13 protein-coding genes are annotated in these 18,342 nt (G+C 31.7%); 7 read left to right on the forward strand and 6 right to left on the reverse strand.

What is annotated here, in order from left to right:
* Positions 1–8 precede the first annotated feature (8 nt).
* Both bshC and WAF17_RS13440 read right to left on the reverse strand, forming a co-directional pair.
* On the reverse strand, positions 9–1,613 hold the full coding sequence (gene bshC, locus WAF17_RS13435) for a bacillithiol biosynthesis cysteine-adding enzyme BshC (protein WP_338760352.1): 1,605 nt from the start codon (positions 1,611–1,613) through the stop codon (positions 9–11).
* A 107-nt stretch (positions 1,614–1,720) separates the two neighbouring features.
* Positions 1,721–2,353 (reverse strand): flavin reductase, encoded by a 633-nt coding sequence (locus WAF17_RS13440; RefSeq protein ID WP_338760355.1) that lies wholly within the window; start codon positions 2,351–2,353, stop codon positions 1,721–1,723.
* Positions 2,354–3,412: 1,059 nt separating this feature from the next.
* Here WAF17_RS13440 and WAF17_RS13445 point away from each other — a divergent pair.
* Positions 3,413–5,044, forward strand: coding sequence for a hypothetical protein (locus WAF17_RS13445; protein ID WP_338760358.1), 1,632 nt, complete (start codon positions 3,413–3,415; stop codon positions 5,042–5,044).
* A 141-nt stretch (positions 5,045–5,185) separates the two neighbouring features.
* Here the strand turns inward: WAF17_RS13445 and htpG are convergent, their stop codons facing one another.
* Entirely contained in the window at positions 5,186–7,018 is a 1,833-nt protein-coding gene (gene htpG, locus WAF17_RS13450) for a molecular chaperone HtpG (protein ID WP_338760361.1), read from the reverse strand.
* Positions 7,019–7,234: 216 nt separating this feature from the next.
* Between htpG and WAF17_RS13455 the strand changes: the two genes are divergently transcribed.
* The gene (locus tag WAF17_RS13455; protein WP_338760363.1) at positions 7,235–7,708 is read left to right on the forward strand and encodes a lipocalin family protein; all 474 of its coding nucleotides are present in this window, start codon (positions 7,235–7,237) and stop codon (positions 7,706–7,708) included.
* Positions 7,709–7,781: 73 nt separating this feature from the next.
* On the opposite strand, the gene WAF17_RS13460 is transcribed toward WAF17_RS13455, so the two are convergent.
* Both WAF17_RS13460 and WAF17_RS13465 read right to left on the reverse strand, forming a co-directional pair.
* The gene (locus WAF17_RS13460) at positions 7,782–10,034 is read right to left on the reverse strand and encodes a cytochrome c biogenesis protein CcdA (RefSeq protein ID WP_338760365.1); all 2,253 of its coding nucleotides are present in this window, start codon (positions 10,032–10,034) and stop codon (positions 7,782–7,784) included.
* Positions 10,035–10,211: 177 nt separating this feature from the next.
* Positions 10,212–11,228, reverse strand: a complete 1,017-nt coding sequence (locus tag WAF17_RS13465) for a hypothetical protein (protein ID WP_338760367.1) — start codon at positions 11,226–11,228, stop codon at positions 10,212–10,214.
* A 364-nt stretch (positions 11,229–11,592) separates the two neighbouring features.
* Here WAF17_RS13465 and WAF17_RS13470 point away from each other — a divergent pair, with 364 nt between their 5' ends.
* The 5 genes from WAF17_RS13470 (at position 11,593) to WAF17_RS13490 (ending at position 16,695) form a co-directional block, all read left to right on the forward strand.
* The gene (locus WAF17_RS13470; protein ID WP_338760369.1) at positions 11,593–12,465 is read left to right on the forward strand and encodes a tetrahydrofolate dehydrogenase/cyclohydrolase catalytic domain-containing protein; all 873 of its coding nucleotides are present in this window, start codon (positions 11,593–11,595) and stop codon (positions 12,463–12,465) included.
* A gap of 129 nt (positions 12,466–12,594) precedes the next feature.
* Positions 12,595–12,864, forward strand: a complete 270-nt coding sequence (locus tag WAF17_RS13475; protein WP_338760372.1) for a DUF3098 domain-containing protein — start codon at positions 12,595–12,597, stop codon at positions 12,862–12,864.
* 193 nt (positions 12,865–13,057) lie between these two features.
* Entirely contained in the window at positions 13,058–14,080 is a 1,023-nt protein-coding gene (locus WAF17_RS13480; RefSeq protein WP_338760375.1) for a CapA family protein, read from the forward strand.
* Positions 14,081–14,138: 58 nt separating this feature from the next.
* Positions 14,139–14,906 (forward strand): hypothetical protein, encoded by a 768-nt coding sequence (locus WAF17_RS13485; RefSeq protein WP_338760377.1) that lies wholly within the window; start codon positions 14,139–14,141, stop codon positions 14,904–14,906.
* A gap of 28 nt (positions 14,907–14,934) precedes the next feature.
* Positions 14,935–16,695 carry a hypothetical protein gene (locus WAF17_RS13490; RefSeq protein WP_338760379.1) on the forward strand — a complete coding sequence of 587 codons (1,761 nt, stop codon included), beginning with the start codon at positions 14,935–14,937 and terminating at the stop codon, positions 16,693–16,695.
* Between the two features lie 750 nt (positions 16,696–17,445).
* Here WAF17_RS13490 and WAF17_RS13495 read toward each other — a convergent pair.
* A complete protein-coding gene (locus WAF17_RS13495) occupies positions 17,446–18,159 on the reverse strand; it encodes a porin family protein (RefSeq protein ID WP_338760382.1) in 714 nt (237 codons plus the stop codon).
* Between the last annotated feature and the right edge of the window lie 183 nt (positions 18,160–18,342).

Raw genomic sequence — 18,342 nt, forward strand, 5'->3', positions numbered from 1 at the left:
AACTCATTTTAAATAGCCTTTTCATCTTCGACAAGCACCAAAAAACGTAAATCAAAAGGGTTCAAAGTCTCTTGTACTTTCTCCAAAAAATTGTTGTCATTGATTACAAAGCTCAAAAAATTATCATAACGCTCCTGCAAACTTCCTTTCGGAAATAGATTTTCTTTTACTGATTTTATTTGATTGATAGAGTCTGATAGTTTTCTTTCTTCTGCTTTTCGGAGTTTTTTAGAAATATGTTCTATTCGCTTTAGAGCTTTATGCTTTTCGGCAGCAATAGATTTTTGAAGAGAAATATCTGTTTTGATAGACTTTGACTCTATTTTATCAAAAACCTGTTCTATGCTTTTTCTTTCTTCCTCTAATAAAACATCATTTTCTGCATTATTTTCAGCAAAACTAATTCTAAGGTTATCATAAGAATCAAAAATATCTTCTAAAGAAAGATTTGTCTTACTCATTTTTTGATGAATCACTTTAGGAATAAATAAGACAAAATTACGAGGCAGGAGAATCGGAAAATCTACGTCAAAATATTCAAACATAGATTTCAGTTGTAGCCAGTAAGCAAGTTCGCCCGGTCCTCCTGTGTAAGAAAGATTGGGTAAAATAACTTCTTGATAAACGGGGCGAAGAGCGACATTTGGACTAAATTTTTCAGGGTTAGATGCTACTAAATCCATCATTTCAATTTCTGAAAAAGTAATATCTGTATTAAGGATTTCGAAACTATCGTTTGTCTCATTTTTTATAATTCGTTCTCTCAAATCATTTTCTAAATAAAAAAGATTTATTTCTCGTGGCGTAACCTGCGTTTTATATCCTAGCTTGTCTAGTTTTTTACTACTTTCTTCAATTTTCAAATGACTTTTTTGAGTTTCTAATTCATTTTTGATGATAGGAATAAATAACCTTTTCAAATCAGTATCATCTCCATCTAAAATTACTAAACCATCTTTTTGATAAAATGAATGAACAATATTTCTTGTTGCTTGTGTTAAATTCTGACCCTTATCTTCTGCATCTTTATAAAACTTTCCTAATTCTTTTGCTTTTTCTTCCTTAAAACCCAAGTTGTCCAAACCTTTTGTATTCATTCTTCCAACTGCTCCTGTTTGGTTAGTTTGCCACGTATATTTTTGTCCAAATAAATTAAAAGAAGCAATTTCTTCTAGGTCGTGGTCTTCTGTTGCCATCCAATAAATAGGCACAAAATCATATTTTGGGTATTTCTCTTTTAAGACTTTACAAGCATTAATTACCGTTTGGATTTTGTAGTGAAAATAAAGTGTTCCTGTATAAATATTGAGTTGATGCCCTGTCGTAACTGTAAAAGTAGTTGGTTTTTGAAGTAAATTTATTGTTTCAGTAGGTGGGTTTTCTGTGGTTTTATATTGATTATGCAATGCTTTTACTAAAACCTCTCTTTTCTCATCCGTAAATGAATTATTCTGTATTTTTAAATCAATCTGTTTTTCAAAATTTTCTATTTGAGGAACGTTTCCATAAAACTCTTTTAGTTCTCCTGTTTGAGAAACGTAGTCTAAAAAAAGCTGTGAAAACTGATTTGTTTGAGAAAAATTTAATTGGTGTGCAGAATAATTGGAAGGCATAAGTAAAAAAGTAGTGGTAGTGTTGTGATTAAAACTTGATAACAATACCTAGTGAAGTTAGGTTTTGAGACTATAAGATAAAGAAGGTTAATTTTATAAGAGTTAAATTATGGTTTTGCGTACGGAAGCCTATCTAAGTGTTTTGTAACGTGATAACTATCCAAGCACGAAGAAGTAATTGTTCCTGCTTTTTCGATGTCGATATAGCCGTCCTTTTCTATAATTTCTTCATTCAGAATTACTTCTTGTACACTTGCTATCAAAAAAATAGTATTATTGATACTTAATTCGTGTTTTTCTTCCAATTTCAATCCCACTCTAAAATGAGATTCTTTTACATAAGGAGCAATAAAATCATTTTCAAAGTGAGGAGTTAATCCAGTTGCTTCAAATTCTGAAACTTCTTTTTCATAACGTGCAGCTGTTTGATGAGCTTGTTTATAAAATTCTTCATTGATATGATTGAAGGTAAAGTAATTCGTTTCTTCAATATTTTCTAAGGTATGACGAGGCGAAATCTCTGGACGAACAATAAAACCCATAAGTGCAGGATTTGCTCCCAAATGAAAAACTTGACTAAAAATGGCTAGATTGGTTTGCTTTGTTTTGGAAATAGTGCCAATAAGCCCAACACTTTTAAAGCCTGAAATAGAATTGATAAAATTTGCACGAAAGCGTTTTTCCATGGCAAGAATTTCATCTTTTTTTATACGTTTGAGAAGAGAGTTTTGCGAGTTCATAACTTTTGAATAAAATAGAGAAGGAATAATAAGCGTTATCACAGTTAAGTAAATGAGTAGAATTAAATATAACTAAAAATACCGTAACTTATTAGTAAATGATTTATATGATTTTTAAGATAAAATGAAGATAAATGCAATTTAAAATATAATTTATTGTTTTATTATATGATTTTGTATTATCCTTTAATTATCATAGTAATCATAAAAATCACTCGCTAATCAGTCATTACTTATATTTAATTTTGTGTAGTTACTTATTTTTGTATAAGATTTGTGCATTTGTTTGCTCACAAACGAATTTGTTAATTCCTTATAAGCATTATATTGTACTTCAATCACGCTTCTTAGGAACTGAATGCACGTGAACAATTAACCCTAATAACGTTTAATAAAATAAATTAAATATTGGTTTACGAGTTAAAATTAAATAAGCTACTTTTTTTAAAAATTAAGATTTTGATATTCAGTGTATTGCATTCGTAATCCGTAATTTTTAATTAGCTTCGCTGCTTTAGCAGGTCGTAATTGTTCCTTATTAATGCTTTTACAGAAAAAAAGATTTGAAATACAATAAAAAATTCGTATTCTTCATGATAATTGAATGTTAAATCAAAAATTTTAACGAACTTTGCAGAAATTTTAGAGTAGTAAAAATTGATATTTTAGATTGAATAAAGCAAAAATAAATACTATTTCTAAGGTTTGACAACATTAAATCAATATATATTTAGAAGAATTGAGGAAGATAGGAAATTTTGAAAGTAGAATAGTAAAAAGTAAAATTTTTATACTCAAATCTAAAGTTAAATACTTTAGGGACAAGATTTAGAAAAAAAGAATTACAATAAAGAATTTTATATCAGAATTCATTGAGAAGTAAATTTTATCTATTCCACGTTTATTCTATCTTTCTACCTAGGAATAAAGTTTTATAAAAAAACTTTTAAATTATATACGTAATTCATAATCTGTAATTACACCTTCTCTTCTAGGTACATTTTTAAAACTATTATACAAAAAGTAAAAAATAATTTTTACTAAAAAATACACGTAATTATGATGAATTGGCTACGCAAACTCATTGGTTTGGGTGGAACAGCGAAAAACCTGACTTCACTAAATGATGAGGAATGTAAAGAAGAAATCAACTCATTTGTAGAAAAAACAAACCTCACTCTCTTTCAAGGACACGTTCAAAATCTATACAGCACACAGCGCATCAAACAGACTTCGGTTTGCCCTAGATGTGAAGCTGAAACAGAAAAAAAAGTAGCTACTTTTGTCTGTGCTACCAATACGATTCCTCAAATTATTATTTCGGCAGAGAATTATTTCTGTACAAATTGTAGTTCTGCACTCATAGATGACAAACTCTTACAGAAAAACTGTGAAAAAGGAAAAGTTTATCGTGGAACAATTGGTTTTTATATCAGAGAAAATATCCAAACTTATCAATCTCTCAACGAACATATCATTCGTTATCATTATGACCAAAACAGTAATCCGAGTGGAATAAAGATTACAAATGAAAAAATAGCTGATTATGACCCTAAAATTCATGGCTCAAAAGGAACAAAAAGTCAGCACAAAATCCCTTCTTCTCCAGTTACCTTGATGGACAGAGTAGAGCGTAGAGATAAAAGAGAAAGTCTGAATGATTCTAAATTCTCAAACAGAAAAAATAGTAAGGACAGAAGTAGTAATCAAAACGATAGCTCTACCGAAAAGCAAACACCAGAACAAAAGAAAAAGGCTGCTCGTTCGGAAAGAGCGAGGTTAGCTATGGAAAGAGTGGCAAAGAGAAAACAGTCTAAAAAGTCAAAATCGAAGGAAGAATTTGCTGATTCTGTAAAAGAAAACAAACAGAACTTTAAGGATAAAGTAGAACGAAAAAGTAATTTTAATCCTAAGAAAAAGCAAAAACCTGTTGTAGAAAATCCGAATGATAAAAAGGAAAAACAACAAGAAAAGCAGATAGAAGCAAAAAAAGAAGAAACAAAGAAGTCAAAAACTTCTCAACAACAAGCGCCACCTGCTAGAGCCTCTCAACGCAAAAAACAAAATACGACCTCTGAAAATAAAGAGGAAGAGAGCAAAAAGAATGTTGTAGAAGCAAAGCAAGACGCTAAAATAGAATCAGTTCAAGCAACTGAAAACAAAACGATTGATGCTAATGCTAGTGATAAGGAGGAAAATAATGCATCTAAGAAAAACCGTAGGTACAAACAAAAAAGGTCGACTAGAAAAACAAGAAGTAATAAGAGACCTGTTCGTAAGACGGTAGAGGCAGAGCAAAAGACACCTCAAAAGGAGGTAAAAAGTGAAGCTAAAAATGAGCAGCAAAAACAACAGTCTAAAAATCAGAAAATTCAAGAAAAACCTGATACTAAACAAAATCAGAACAAGCAAAATGAAAGTAAAGGACAGCCCAAAAAAGAGGATATAATTGAGAAATTACATCAAAATCTACAAGAAAGTAGTAAGGCTTCTGTTGCTCCAAAAGAAGAAAAGCAACAAGAACAACAAAAGCAGCAAAAAGAAAGCTCTCGTTTGGCTAGACTAAAACAAGAAGATAAAGAGGAAAAAACATCTCGCAGAAGACCACGTACAAACGTTCGTCCTCCAATAGATTTGGATTTGAAAACTCCAAACCCTCGTCGTCGTTACAATAATACAAAGAATAAATAAGTTATTTTTCTTTTTTAGATAATTAAAAAGCCTTTTCAAAATAGATTTGAAAAGGCTTTTTTTGATAAAATTTTAACAAAATGAATAAAACTAGGAATTTTGCAATTTCTATTTCCTAACTCCTATTATCCAATTCCCAATTTACTTCATAAAATTCAAACTACGCTCTACAAAATTAGAAAGTGCTTTTCCTTCTAAGAGATTTTGAGAAAGAAGAGACAAATCATAGGCTTGTTGAGCAATTTGTTTTTGAGCTTCTTCTTCGTTTGTATCTAAGATTTTCTGTACTAAAGAATGGTTTGCATTGACAATAACATTGTACTGGTCAGGCATATTCATTCCGTACATTCCTCCTCCTCCAGACATTGCCATTTCTTTCATACGACGCATAAACTCTGAAAGAGTAAGCGTTACAGGCATTTCATCGGTTGGCATTGGTTGAACTTCTACGGTGTGGTTGGCAGAAACGATTTTTTCAAAAATCTCTTTTACTTTTGTTTGGTCTGCTTCTGACAAAACAGCTTCTAAAACCTCATCTTTTGCAATGATTTTGTCTGCCGTATCAGAGTCAATTCTACGAATAGAAACATTTTCTAATTTACCTTCAAGTCGTTGAATCAAATGTGAATCAATAATCGAATCCATTACCAAAACATCATATCCTCGTTTTTGAGCCGAAGAAATAAATGTATGTTGTTTTTGTACATCGGCTGCGTACAACCAAACTTTCTTACCGTCTTTGTCTGTTTGATTAGCTGCAATTTTTTCGTTGTATTCGTCAAATGTAAATGTCTTTCCATCTACATTTTTTACTAGAGCAAATTTTTCAGCTTTTTCTAAGAACTTTTCATCTGTTATCATTCCAAATTTTACAAAAAGACCTATATCGTCCCATTTGTTTGCGTAACCTTCACGGTCATTTTTGAAAAGCTCTTGTAATTTATCAGCTACTTTTTTAGTAATATAACTACTGATACGTTTTACGTTTCCATCTGCTTGAAGGTAACTTCTAGAAACATTCAAAGGAATATCTGGAGAATCAATTACACCATGTAGAAGTGTCAGAAACTCTGGAACGATTTCTTTTACTTCATCTGTAATAAATACTTGACGGCTATAAAGCTGAATTTTGTCTTTTGAAGCTGTAAGTTCTTGTTTTACTTTAGGGAAATACAAAATTCCTGTCAGTTCAAATGGATAATCTACGTTCAAATGAATCCAAAATAGTGGGTCTTCGCCCATTGGATACAATTTTTTGTAGAAAGTTAAATAATCTTCGTCTTTTAGTTCAGAAGGAGATTTTGTCCAAAGAGGTGCTGTATCATTTATTTGTTCGCCTTCAAATTCAATTGGAATTGGTAAAAACTTGGCGTATTTATCCAAAATTCCTTTCAAACGGAAGTTATCCAAAAACTCTTCAGAATCTTCTGCAATGTGAAGAATAATATCTGTTCCTCGCTCTGCTTTTGTAGTTTGCTCTAGCTCAAATGAAGTCGAACCTTCACATTCCCAATGCGCTGCTTCGTCTTCTTTAGCTGAAAAAGCACGAGAAATAATTTCTACTTTTGTAGAAACCATAAAAGCAGAATAAAAACCTAAGCCAAAATGTCCGATTATCTGCTTATTGTTTGGGGCATCTTTGTATTTTTCTACAAATTCCGTTGCACCAGAAAAAGCAATTTGATTGATATATTTTTTGATGTCTTCGGCAGTCATACCGATTCCATTATCACTTACCGTGATTGTTTTGGCTTCTTTATCAAAAGAAACTTTTACTTTCAACTCTCCTACTTCACTCGTTGCTGTTTTATCAAAATCAGATGAAGAAGATAAGTGTTTTAGCTTTTGAGTAGCATCTACGGCATTGGCTACAAGTTCTCTTAAAAATATTTCGTGGTCAGAATAGAGAAACTTCTTGATGATTGGAAAAATATTTTCCGTATTTACTGATAAATTACCTTGTTCTACGCTCATAATTCTATTAAATTTTATGGTTTATTTCTAGGTCTTTAAAATGCTATATCTCTGACACTTTGGAAAGTATCAGCTACTTTATGAGTAAGAAGTTAGCTAGTTTTATTCCAATCGAATTTTTGAGTTTTTAAATTTATAAAATCGGAAATTTTGTCAGTTTTTTAATGAGTAAATGATATTGTTAGTACATTAGAGTTTCATCCAAATCTGTTTACTATGAAAAACGTTGTCAAATTACTTTTCTTTCTAACTTTTAATATCTTATTTTTTGCTTGTTCTTCTCCATCTAAAGTTGAGAAAAAAGGACTGACTTTAGAAGAATTGTTAATCAAAACGTGGGAATTACATCAAGCAGTAGGTAAAAACTCTAAGTCTGGAACTGAATCAAATGAGCTTTATCACGATAAATATATAGAATTTAAAAAGGACAAAACCTATACTACCAACGCAAAATACTTTAAGAAAGAAGACGGAGTTTGGCAGTTTAATGAACTTAGAGATAGTATTTATTTGAATAAAGATACAGACAAACAAATTGTGTTTTCTATATTTAATATTTATGAAAAAGGAATGTCTTTACTATCTCACGAAACAGAAAGCGAAGAGGATTGGCAAGGGCAATTTTATTCTTTACAGTTTGTAGAAGTTGGTTATTATGGAAGTACACAAATTCCGAAAGACAAAAGGTAAGTTTACAAAAAAAAGTGTATTCAACTCGTAAAGAACTGAATACACTTTTAAATTTATTGATTGAGGTTATTTTTTACAAACCACTATTCAAACGCTGCTTTTGAAATTCTTTTATTCCTTTTTCCAAAAACTCTTTGAAATCTTTTGTACTAACTTTTCCAACTGGAGCAATTAAAGGCTGATGCGTATAAGGATTTATTAAAAAGTAATTAGGCTGTGCATTCTGACCAAAACGACGAATCTGAAAGTCTGCATTTCGCTTTCCAACAGTTTCTATTTCTTTATTATTTCTAGCCGAAACATACTTTTCTTCCTCTGTTAGTTCTTGGCGTTCATCTACATAAAGCGCAACTATTGTAAACTCATTTTTGAGCAATGGTAGAATCTCTGACTGATTCCAAACTGACGCTTCCATCTCTCTACAATTGACACAGCCGTGTCCTGTGAAATCAATAAAAAGTGGCTGATTTGCTTTTTTTGCAGCTTCTATGGCTTCAAAGTATTCAAAATGTCCTTCTAATCCGTGTGGCAAGTGTAAAATATCTGAATACTTTGCTTTTCCGTTTATATCTGCATTATCTTCTCCTCTGATAAGAGCAACTAAGTCAAATTCGTTTGTGCTTTGTGGAGGTAAATATCCTGAAAGTGGACTAAGTGGCGCACCAAAAAGACCGGGCATTAGGTATAAAAAGAACGCAAAAGAAGCAATTGCCATCAAAAGTCTGCCTACTCCTAATTTCTCAATAATGCTATCGTGAGGCAAACGAATCTTTCCTAAAAGATAAAGACCCAAAAAGAAAGCTGTCGACATCCAAATTACGATATAAATCGGACGGTCAAGGATTCCCCAGTGATACACTTGGTCAGCAACACTCAAAAACTTAAAGGCTAAAGCTAGTTCTATAAAACCCAAAACTACTTTTACTGTATTGAGCCATCCACCCGATTTTGGAAGACTAGAAAGAAGCGATGGAAAAATAGCAAAAAGCGTAAAAGGAAGAGCAAAAGCCAACGAAAAAGCAAACATTCCCAAAACAGGTTTGATAACTTCACCATTAGCAGACATGACCAAAATACTTCCTGCAATCGGTCCCGTACACGAAAAAGAAACCACTACTAGTGTAAGAGCCATAAAAAATATTCCTACGTAACCTCCTTTATCGGCTTGTTTGTCAATACTATTTACCATTTTGGAAGGAAGAACAATATCAAAAGCTCCAAAAAATGAAATTGCAAAAACAATAAAAACAGTAAAAAATAGAACATTTGGAAACCAGTGAGTAGCCAAAATATTTGCTGCATCATCTCCCATAAAACGAGATACAATAAAGCCAATTAGCGTATAAAGTCCTACAATAGAAGCTCCATAAAACATAGCACGAGCAATTCCTTCAAAACGGTTCTTACTTCGTGTCGTAAAAAAAGATACTGTCATCGGAATCATAGGAAAAACACAAGGTGTAAGAAGTGCTACCAAACCACTCAAAAAAGCAGCTATCATAAATCCCCACAAACTCTCACTCTCTCCACCCAAATCCGTCGTAACTTCTGGCAAATCTTTAAAAGGGTCGCCTTCTGGAACGTAGTTTTTAGTTTTATCAAATGTTTTTATTTCTGTTTGTATAACTTCTGTATCTGAATTATTTTCAAAAAGTGAACTATCATTTCCTGCTATTTCAATTACATTTGAATCTTCTGTATTTGTATTATTCTCTTCATTTTCATCTGTATCATTATTGGCAGTCGTTGATGTTTGATTATTATTTTCTACTTTATCGTCTTTAGTTTCGGTTTTAGTATTATCTATTTTTTCTGCTGTTTGTACTTTTATATTAAATTCAAATTCAGGTTCTTGCATAATACACTTCCCAGAAACCTCTGAACACTCTTGATAAGTAAGAGCTGCTTTTATAGTTGTAGTTGGCTTTAGAATCTTTATAGTTTGATAAAACTTTCCTTTTTTGATAAAATAAGTATATTCTCCCCCCCAAAGATCATCATATTTTTTCTTAGGACTTACAGGAATTAATTTTCCAATTGTCTCAAAAGCATCATTTTTTTCAAGTGCTACTTCGGTTACTATTGGTCCCAAGTTTTTGTCAAAGTCAGAAGAATAGACATACCAATCTTTTTCAATATCTACTTCAAAATAAAGTTTTATTGTTTCGCCTACTTTTACAGTTGATAAATCAGAAGGCTCTGTATAAGTTTTCCATTTCGAATGCTGTTCTATTTGAGCAGAAACGTTAGAGCAGGAAGAGAAAAGAAAGACAAGAACTGTAAAAAACACAGTCAATAGAGAAGAAGAGGAAGTATATGTTTTCATAAAAAAATTAAAAGTCTAGTTGAGCAGAACAAATGAATATAGTATCATACGTTAATTTGAAAATGCAATTTACGAACATAACGAGTAATAGTAGCTTTAAAGTTATGAATTTAATCTAATTTAGTTTTTTAAGCTCCTTATTATTGAATCTTAACGTGTGATTAATCAGCTTATTATTTAATTTCTATATCTATTTCTTCTTCTATCACTTGCTTTTTTAGGAAAAATAAGGATGAGTTTTTCAGGGTTGATTCTGACGTTTTCCATAAAAGGAGGAGGTGAAAAAATAGGCACTATCGTCGAATCACTCATATCACTAGTTTTGTAATCTGCCAAAATATATAGACTATCTGGAATGGGTTGCATTTCATTGGCTCTTCTAACATCATACTCTACAATTGCCAACTGACGAGCCAAATATACTGAAGAATCCTTTGGGAAATTAAGAGCTTTTATACGGACAGGAATTGTTTTTTTGAAATATAAATCAACATCAAATTTTACTTGTACACCTTCTGGAAAGAAAATTACTTTTCTAGGTGGGGCGTAATCAATATCTACCATTTCATCATAATTCTCATCAAGATTATTTTCATTCAAAACTATCTCAAAACTATCAGGTTCAAGGTTCACAAAAGAAGCTGCTCCACTAATTACTAATGAGTCTGGGTCAAGAGAAATAGGAGAAACAACACGATAGCCTTTTTCTAAGGAAATTTTTGAGCTATCTACAAATAGAAAAACCTGCTTTGTTATGGTACTATCATAATTAAGATGAATAGAGTCTTCAGCAATAAAATCGACATTGACATCACTAAGTTGTTGTACAATATCAGGCATTAGAGATTTGGCAGTAAAATATTTTACTTTCGTAGGGTCTTCTATTTCTATTTGAAGAGGAGTGATTCCAAAACCTAATGTTTTTTGAAGCAATCGCCAACCACTTCCACTTACTTGTACGGAAATAAACTGTGGAGGCTCTTCTAAGGCAACTACATCCTGACGCTCGTAATCAATTACTAAAGGAAAATTAATAGTAGAATGATAATTATCTTTGTTGAGAGCTTGAAAACTCCATATAAAACAAGAAATAATAATACATAAAAAAAGACGAGACCAATTCCACGTACGAATAAGTAGAACAGATGTGTAAATAGCTTTAAAAATGTCTTTTAGAGTACGACGAATTCCCAAGGTTTAATTAATTTAAGAAGATATAGATAAGAAATTCAAATTTCTAAGAGTTGGTCTGGTTAAAAATATAGGAAAACTAGCAAATCAAAGGCATAAAACAAAATTTGTTTTCTCAAATTACTCTAAGCAAATAGTTTAAAATCATATACTTTTATACTTTCCAAAACGTGGTTCTGACGACAAAGTTTTGATAAATATTTACTTTTTAACACCACCACACTAAATTTAACTTTCCATCCCCTCAAAAAAAATTAAATCTAAAGTCATCACTTCTTAATTGATTTTGAATTAATTACCTTTGTGAGCATCAAAAAGTAAATTTCGTACTCATTTTTATCTAAGAAGGAAATCCCTACCCAATTATATGCAATTAATAGACGGAAAAAACACAGCCGAACTTCTCAAAAAAGAATTAGCCATTGAAGTAGCCGAGCGCAAAGAAAAAGGCTTCAAAACGCCTCACCTTGCTGCTATTTTGGTAGGTGAAGATGGAGCTAGTCAGACTTATGTAGCTAATAAAGTAAAGTCGTGTGAACAAATTGGTTTTGCTTCTACATTAAAAAATCTTCCTGCTACCATTACAGAAGAGGAGTTATTAAAGGTTGTAGAAGACTTCAATCAAAATGACGACATTGATGGTTTTATTGTTCAACTTCCTTTACCAAATCATATTGATGCTGATAAAATTACCTTAGCTATTTCTCCTAAAAAAGATGTTGATGGTTTTCATCCTTCCAATATTGGTAAAATGGTTTTGGGTTTGCCATGTTATTTACCTGCAACACCTTTCGGAATTGTAAAACTTTTAGAACAATATAATATAGAAACTTCAGGAAAACATGCTGTTGTGATTGGTAGAAGTAATATTGTAGGTTCGCCAATGAGCATTCTGTTGGCTCGTAATGAAAAAGTAGGAAACTGTACTGTTACGCTGACACATAGCAGAACCAAAAATTTGAAGGAAATTGCACTACAAGCAGATATTATCATTGCAGCTATTGGAAAGCCAGAATTTGTAACGGCTGATATGGTCAAAGAAGGAGCAATCGTTATTGATGTGGGAACAACACGAGTTCCAGATGCAAGTAAAAAGTCTGGCTTTGCACTAAAAGGAGATGTAAAGTTTGATGAGGTAGCCCCTAAATGTTCGTTTATTACGCCTGTCCCTGGAGGAGTAGGACCAATGACAGTAACAGCACTTTTATTTAATACGCTTCAAGCAGCGAAAACAAAGTAAGAATTTAGAAATTAGACTTCAGAATTGAATGAAATTTCTTGTATTTGCATTAATTCTAATTTCTAAAATCTCAATTCTAAATTTGCATTAATTCTAATTTCTAAAATTTCAATTCTAAATTTATATATAATGGAATACCAAAAACCTGACCCTAACAAAAAGCCTGTTCAAAAGACAGAGAAGGTAGAAATCGTACAAAATCCTGCCTTTGCCTTCGAAAAAATCAATTATATAATGATGATTGTTGGTGTACTCATCATTACACTTGGTTTTACAATCATGGCAATGGAAGATGCTCAACATGGTTTTGGCTTCTTGGGGCTTACATTAGGACCTATTGTTACTTTTGCTGGTTTTATGTTTGAAATCTTTGCTATTCTTTATAAAAAGAAAAAGTAAATATATCTTATTGTTTGTTGGTGTCGCTGTGTTAAAACACCAACAAGGATTTTTAATCCTCAACGACGGTTTTATCCTCGTTGACGGTTGAAGAATAGAGGATAAAATTTCAATAAAAACAGGTTGTTATATGAGGTTTTATGATATTTCAATTCAAGTTTTAGCTTTACTTTTCTGTTTTTCTTGTCAAAATTTGGATACAGAAACCTCTGATAATACAGAAACAAAACCTATAAAATTACTTTTTGGTGGAGATATTTTGCTAGACAGAGGAGTGCGAATAGAAATAGAAAAAAAGGGAGTTGTTTCGCTCTTCGATAGTTTAAAGCCTATTTTTGATGAGTATAAATCTGAAAATGATTTTATTTTGGCTAATTTAGAGTGTCCACTTACTGATGAAAGTTCGCCTATTCCGAAGCGATTTAGTTTTCGTGTACCAAGTTCTTTTGCAGATTCTCTCAAAAAAGTAGGTCTTACACACTTATTTTTAGCTAATAATCACACTAACGACCACCACCGAAAAGGACTTTCAAACACATTTAATTCTCTCAAAAAAGCTGGAATTATAGGAATTGGATATGGAGAAACACATTCAGAAAGTTGTGAGCCTGTTTTTATAAACAAAGAAAACAATAGAATCGCTATTTTTTCAGTAGTTAGAGTTCCCTTAGAAAATTGGTTTCGAATGGAAGATAAGCCTTCTGTTTGTCAATCATCAACAAAAGAATTAGTTCAAAAAGTAAAAGAGTTAAAAGAAAAAGAACCTCAAACCATTATTATTATTTCACTGCATTGGGGAACAGAATATAAGTTTCTACCTAAAGCAGAACAACGAAAAGAAGCACATTTACTTACTTTAGCAGGTGCAGATGCCATTATCGGGCATCATCCACACGTAACACAAAGCATAGAATTTGTAAATGAAAAACCAGTTTTTTATAGTTTAGGAAATTTTGTTTTTGACCAAAAAGGAGAATTTAGAGATAAATGTATTTTAGCAGAATTTGAAATTCAAAGTGAAAAAATAAGTCGTATTGTAATTTATCCCTTACAAATCAGAAATTCTGTTCCTCAATTTTTTTCAGATTCAGAAAAAGATTCGTTAGAAAAATCTATCTTTGAAAATCAATTACAAAATCTCTCCAAAAGTGTTCACTTTGAATACACAAACAAAGATTCTTCATATCTTCGCAGTCTTTTGATTAAAAAAAAATAGATTTTTGGTATCTTACACACTACCATTTACTTTATCTCACTTCATAAATAGTATCATAATGAGAATTTTATTCGCTTTACTATTGGTTTTCTCTTTTCAAAATTGTTTTGCTCAACTCAAATCCTCTGAACAAGCTAAACAAATACAAAGGCAAGTAGATAGTTTGGTAAAAATCAAAGAATATGATAAAATAATAACCCTCTATGAAAGTCTCTTAACAAAAGTAGATATTATAGATGCAGGTATCTATTATGAAATTGCTCTCATTTATCATACTAAAAATGATTTTGATAAAACGCTAACTAATTTAGATAAATCATTAAGCTTGGCAAAGAACACCATACGTAAAAAATTATTATCTGATATTCACTTTCTTTATGCTCGTACATATTCAAAGCAAGGGAATAATAAAAAAGCTGTAAAAGAGCTGAAAAAAAGTCTAAAGTATAATGATAAGTTCCTTGAAGCTCAAGCTACACTTACTTATGAATATTTAAAGGTAGGGAAATATAAAAAAGCAATTAAAGAAGCTGAAAAAACGATTCAACTAGATACTAAAGAACCTTATGCCTACAATAATGCAGGACTAGCTTTGATTAAACTGAAAAAATATGAAGAAGGCAAAAAAATGATTCTAACTTCTTTGGAGTTAGACGGAACTAATCCCTATGCTTACAAACATTTGGCTTATTATTATTTAGCTATGAATGACATAGAAAAAGCCTGTGAAGCATTACAAGAAGCTGAAAAATTGGGTTACAAAGAATTTGGAAATGAAGCTGATCAAAATGAAGTAGAAGAACTTATCAAAAAACATTGTAAATAGAATTTTTATAAAAAAAATAATTAATCTAATGAAGATTTACGTTCCCTCCTCTCTTATTATACTATTGAGTTTTTTATTTACTTCTCAATCTACTTTTGCCCAAACAAACACCTCTAGTTTTGTTCCCTACCAAAGTAATTACTATCATCTCTTGAAACGTTATGAGATAAAACGAGGTAAATTCTTCAAACCTTTTCATAGCTCTACACTTCCACTTTCTCGCTCTAATATTGCACTCTTTGCCGATTCTTTGTTAGTGGATAGTACAAAGAATTATTCTCAATCTGATAAATTCAATATCAATTATTTATTGACTGACAATTATGAATTTACTAAAAAAGATAGTGTAAAACAGAAAGGAATCCTAAAGTATTTTTATAAACGAAAACCTGATTTTCTTTCTTTTCTGAATGATAATTACGATATGAAACTAGAAAAAGGAGCATTAGATTTTGTTATTCGTGCCAATCCAATTTTGCATCTAGGAGTAGGGCAGGATAATACCAGAGATGAAATGCTTACTTTGAATACTAGAGGTGCAGAAATTCATGGGGTGGCAGCTCGTCGTATTGGCTTCTATGCTTCCGTAACCGAAACACAGGCTATTTTTCCTCGTTATGTTCAGAATGTAATTGATTCACTTAGTCCTGACCGTTCTTTAGAAAATTTTGTAGTTCCAAATGAAGCTTTTGCAAAGCCGTTTGGAGAGAATGGTGTAGATTTTTTGAGGGCAACAGGTTATATTACCTTTAATGTTGCAAAAGTAGTAGATGTTCAGTTCGGACAAGGTAAAAATTTTATTGGAAACGGTTATCGTTCACTTGTCTTATCAGATTTTGCAGCTCCTCACTTGTTCTTGAAGCTTCAAACTAAGTTTTGGAAAATCAATTATACTAACCTTTACACGCAAATGGTGGCTGACGTACAACGTGCAAATTCATTATATCCCAAAAAGTATGTTATCTATCATCATTTGAGTATTGATTTTTCTGAAAAATTTAATCTAGGAGTTTTTGAAAGTGTGGCGTATGGACGAAAAGACCAAGGGCAAAATGATACTTTTGATTTATCTTATCTCAATCCTTTTATTTTTTATCGTGCCGTTGAGCAAGGAATTGGAAGTATTGATAATGCACTTTTGGGTGCTGATTTCAAATGGCTTGCCTTAGATGACTTTCAACTTTACGGACAGTTTGTGCTTGACGAGCTAAAGGTAGGAGAGCTGATAGATAATAATGGTTGGTGGGGAAATAAATATGGTATTCAGTTGGGTTTGAATTATATTGATGTAGCAAATATCAAAAACTTGGACTTGCAATTAGAGACAAATATTGTCCGTCCTTATACTTATACACACTCTTCTGATGAGCAGCTTTCTAATTTTGTGCATTACAGACAACCACTTGCACACCCTTTGGGAGCTAATTTTATAGAATTTTTGGGAGTTTTGCGTTATCAACCTATTCCAAGACTGAATATTACAGGGAAATTTATTTATGCAGATATAGGAGAAGATTCAAATGGCAGCAACTGGGGAAGCAACCTTCTTATTTCGAATGTAGATGTAGATGATACCAACGAATATGGAAATGAAATTGGACAAGGCGTAGAGACAAGTATTCTTTTTGGGCGTTTGACAGCAACCTATCAGCTTTATCATAATCTCTTTTTAGATGCTGATGTAATACAGAGAAATAAAACTTCGGCAATTGTAGCTAGAGATTTGAGTTCGACAGTTTTTTCAGTAGGATTACGCCTAAATATTGGACAGCGTTTGTATGAATTTTGATTTTGATTATAGAAGTTGTTTTAAGAATAGATTTTTGACTTATCAAAGAGAAATTTTCTCCTCGTCGACGGCTGTATTTTGAACCTCAACGACGGTTGTTTTTTCTTTAGGTGTTCCGTAGGAACTACATATTGTTAACGTGAACTCGGTATTATATCTGCTGATTGTCAAATAGTTACCCTGTTCTTTTTAATCTTCGGTGCTGCCCTTTTGGGCTGACCTTGATTAAAAGTAAGTCAGTCTCGTTAGAGCAGACCGAAAGTAGCTTTCTTAGTAGATAGAGAGATATTTCAGACTGTTTCTAATACCGAGTTCACGTTATTCTTAAGAAATAGAAATTAAATAAATTCTGATGTTACGCAATAATGAAGTTTTTGCATAAAGAGACGAAACCCACGATTTTAATCGTGGGAAAACAGCATGTTTTATCTTTCCTAACTACACAATATTGATTGGTAACTTATCAAATGATGTTACGCAAAACGTCTGAATACGATGCTATTGTACTGGCTTTATTCACTCCATAGGAGTTTCATATTGGTAGAAAATAGAGTTTTGTTTTTCATTATACTCCGTAGGAGTTACATAGTAGTAGCATCTTGTTTGATTTGTACATAAAATGCTATGAAGTTCCTACGGAACAGAATTTACCAGCTTAATAGCATTATTGCGTAACATCACTAAGTTGATACTTTCAATTTGATAATTAGTTATTTCCGTAATCTGTAATTGTTCCTAAGCAACTTCTATTTATTTATCAACCACTTTTTTATAAAACGGAACAAAAAAGCCGATTTGAATAATAAAATCTCTCGTTTGTATGGTTCGTTCTGGGTTTGATAAGTATCTATTAAGTCTGTAATCGAAAGTATTGATATTATTCAGTCCATATCTATAACGTAGAGATGTTTGGATACTTACATTCTTAAAATTAAAGGAAGGAACAATACCTACCAGTAATCCATAATTAAGCTCCTCAAACTGATTATCCGAATCTACATCATAAAAAGAACCCAGTTGTATATTAGGAGCAATTACTTTTCCGAACGAACTATGAAGGTAAGCAACCGAACCTCCAGCTTCTAAAGAAACAGAAAACCAATCCTTAATAGGATAAGAATAAACTCCTAATAAATTAAAATCATAACTAGAGATAGAATAATCTACTGTGCCTTCTGTAAGTGCAACTTGATAAAGTGTGTTATTACTTCTATAATTTCCAATATTGATTTCTGGTTGGATACTGAAATGCGAACTAATTCTATGATTAGTGAAAAAAGTAATGGCAGAACCAACACCTGTTTCGTTTTGATCGTTTTCTTGAGCATTTGCTATACTAAACTTTCCGATACTGATTCCTCCACGCAATCCAAAGCTAAAACTTCTGCGTTTTCCTTGAGGTAATGAGGCAGAATCTAAATAAAAAGAAGCTTTTGAGGTATCTGTTTTTGAAGAGTCACTCATAATAGTGCCTTGAGATTGAGCAAAAACAGATGAACTGAAAAATAAATTACCTAAAAGGCTAAATAATAATAAAAAATATAAATTAAAATTATTTTCATATAACTTATTGATAAACAATGTATTAGTCTTGTTTTTTGAGGTTTTGTACGACATAAAATTTACTATTTCTGAAAAAATTAAAAG

This window comes from Bernardetia sp. ABR2-2B, assembly GCF_037126435.1.
Lineage (GTDB): Bacteria > Bacteroidota > Bacteroidia > Cytophagales > Bernardetiaceae > Bernardetia.

Coding starts and splice junctions, on each gene's coding strand:
- bshC (WP_338760352.1), bottom strand. CDS start 1,613: ATGCCTTCCAATTATTCTGCACACCAATTAAATTTTTCTCAAACAAAT.
- WAF17_RS13440 (WP_338760355.1), bottom strand. CDS start 2,353: ATGAACTCGCAAAACTCTCTTCTCAAACGTATAAAAAAAGATGAAATT.
- WAF17_RS13445 (WP_338760358.1), top strand. CDS start 3,413: ATGATGAATTGGCTACGCAAACTCATTGGTTTGGGTGGAACAGCGAAA.
- htpG (WP_338760361.1), bottom strand. CDS start 7,018: ATGAGCGTAGAACAAGGTAATTTATCAGTAAATACGGAAAATATTTTT.
- WAF17_RS13455 (WP_338760363.1), top strand. CDS start 7,235: ATGAAAAACGTTGTCAAATTACTTTTCTTTCTAACTTTTAATATCTTA.
- WAF17_RS13460 (WP_338760365.1), bottom strand. CDS start 10,034: ATGAAAACATATACTTCCTCTTCTTCTCTATTGACTGTGTTTTTTACA.
- WAF17_RS13470 (WP_338760369.1), top strand. CDS start 11,593: ATGCAATTAATAGACGGAAAAAACACAGCCGAACTTCTCAAAAAAGAA.
- WAF17_RS13475 (WP_338760372.1), top strand. CDS start 12,595: ATGGAATACCAAAAACCTGACCCTAACAAAAAGCCTGTTCAAAAGACA.
- WAF17_RS13485 (WP_338760377.1), top strand. CDS start 14,139: ATGAGAATTTTATTCGCTTTACTATTGGTTTTCTCTTTTCAAAATTGT.
- WAF17_RS13490 (WP_338760379.1), top strand. CDS start 14,935: ATGAAGATTTACGTTCCCTCCTCTCTTATTATACTATTGAGTTTTTTA.
- WAF17_RS13495 (WP_338760382.1), bottom strand. CDS start 18,159: ATGAGTGACTCTTCAAAAACAGATACCTCAAAAGCTTCTTTTTATTTA.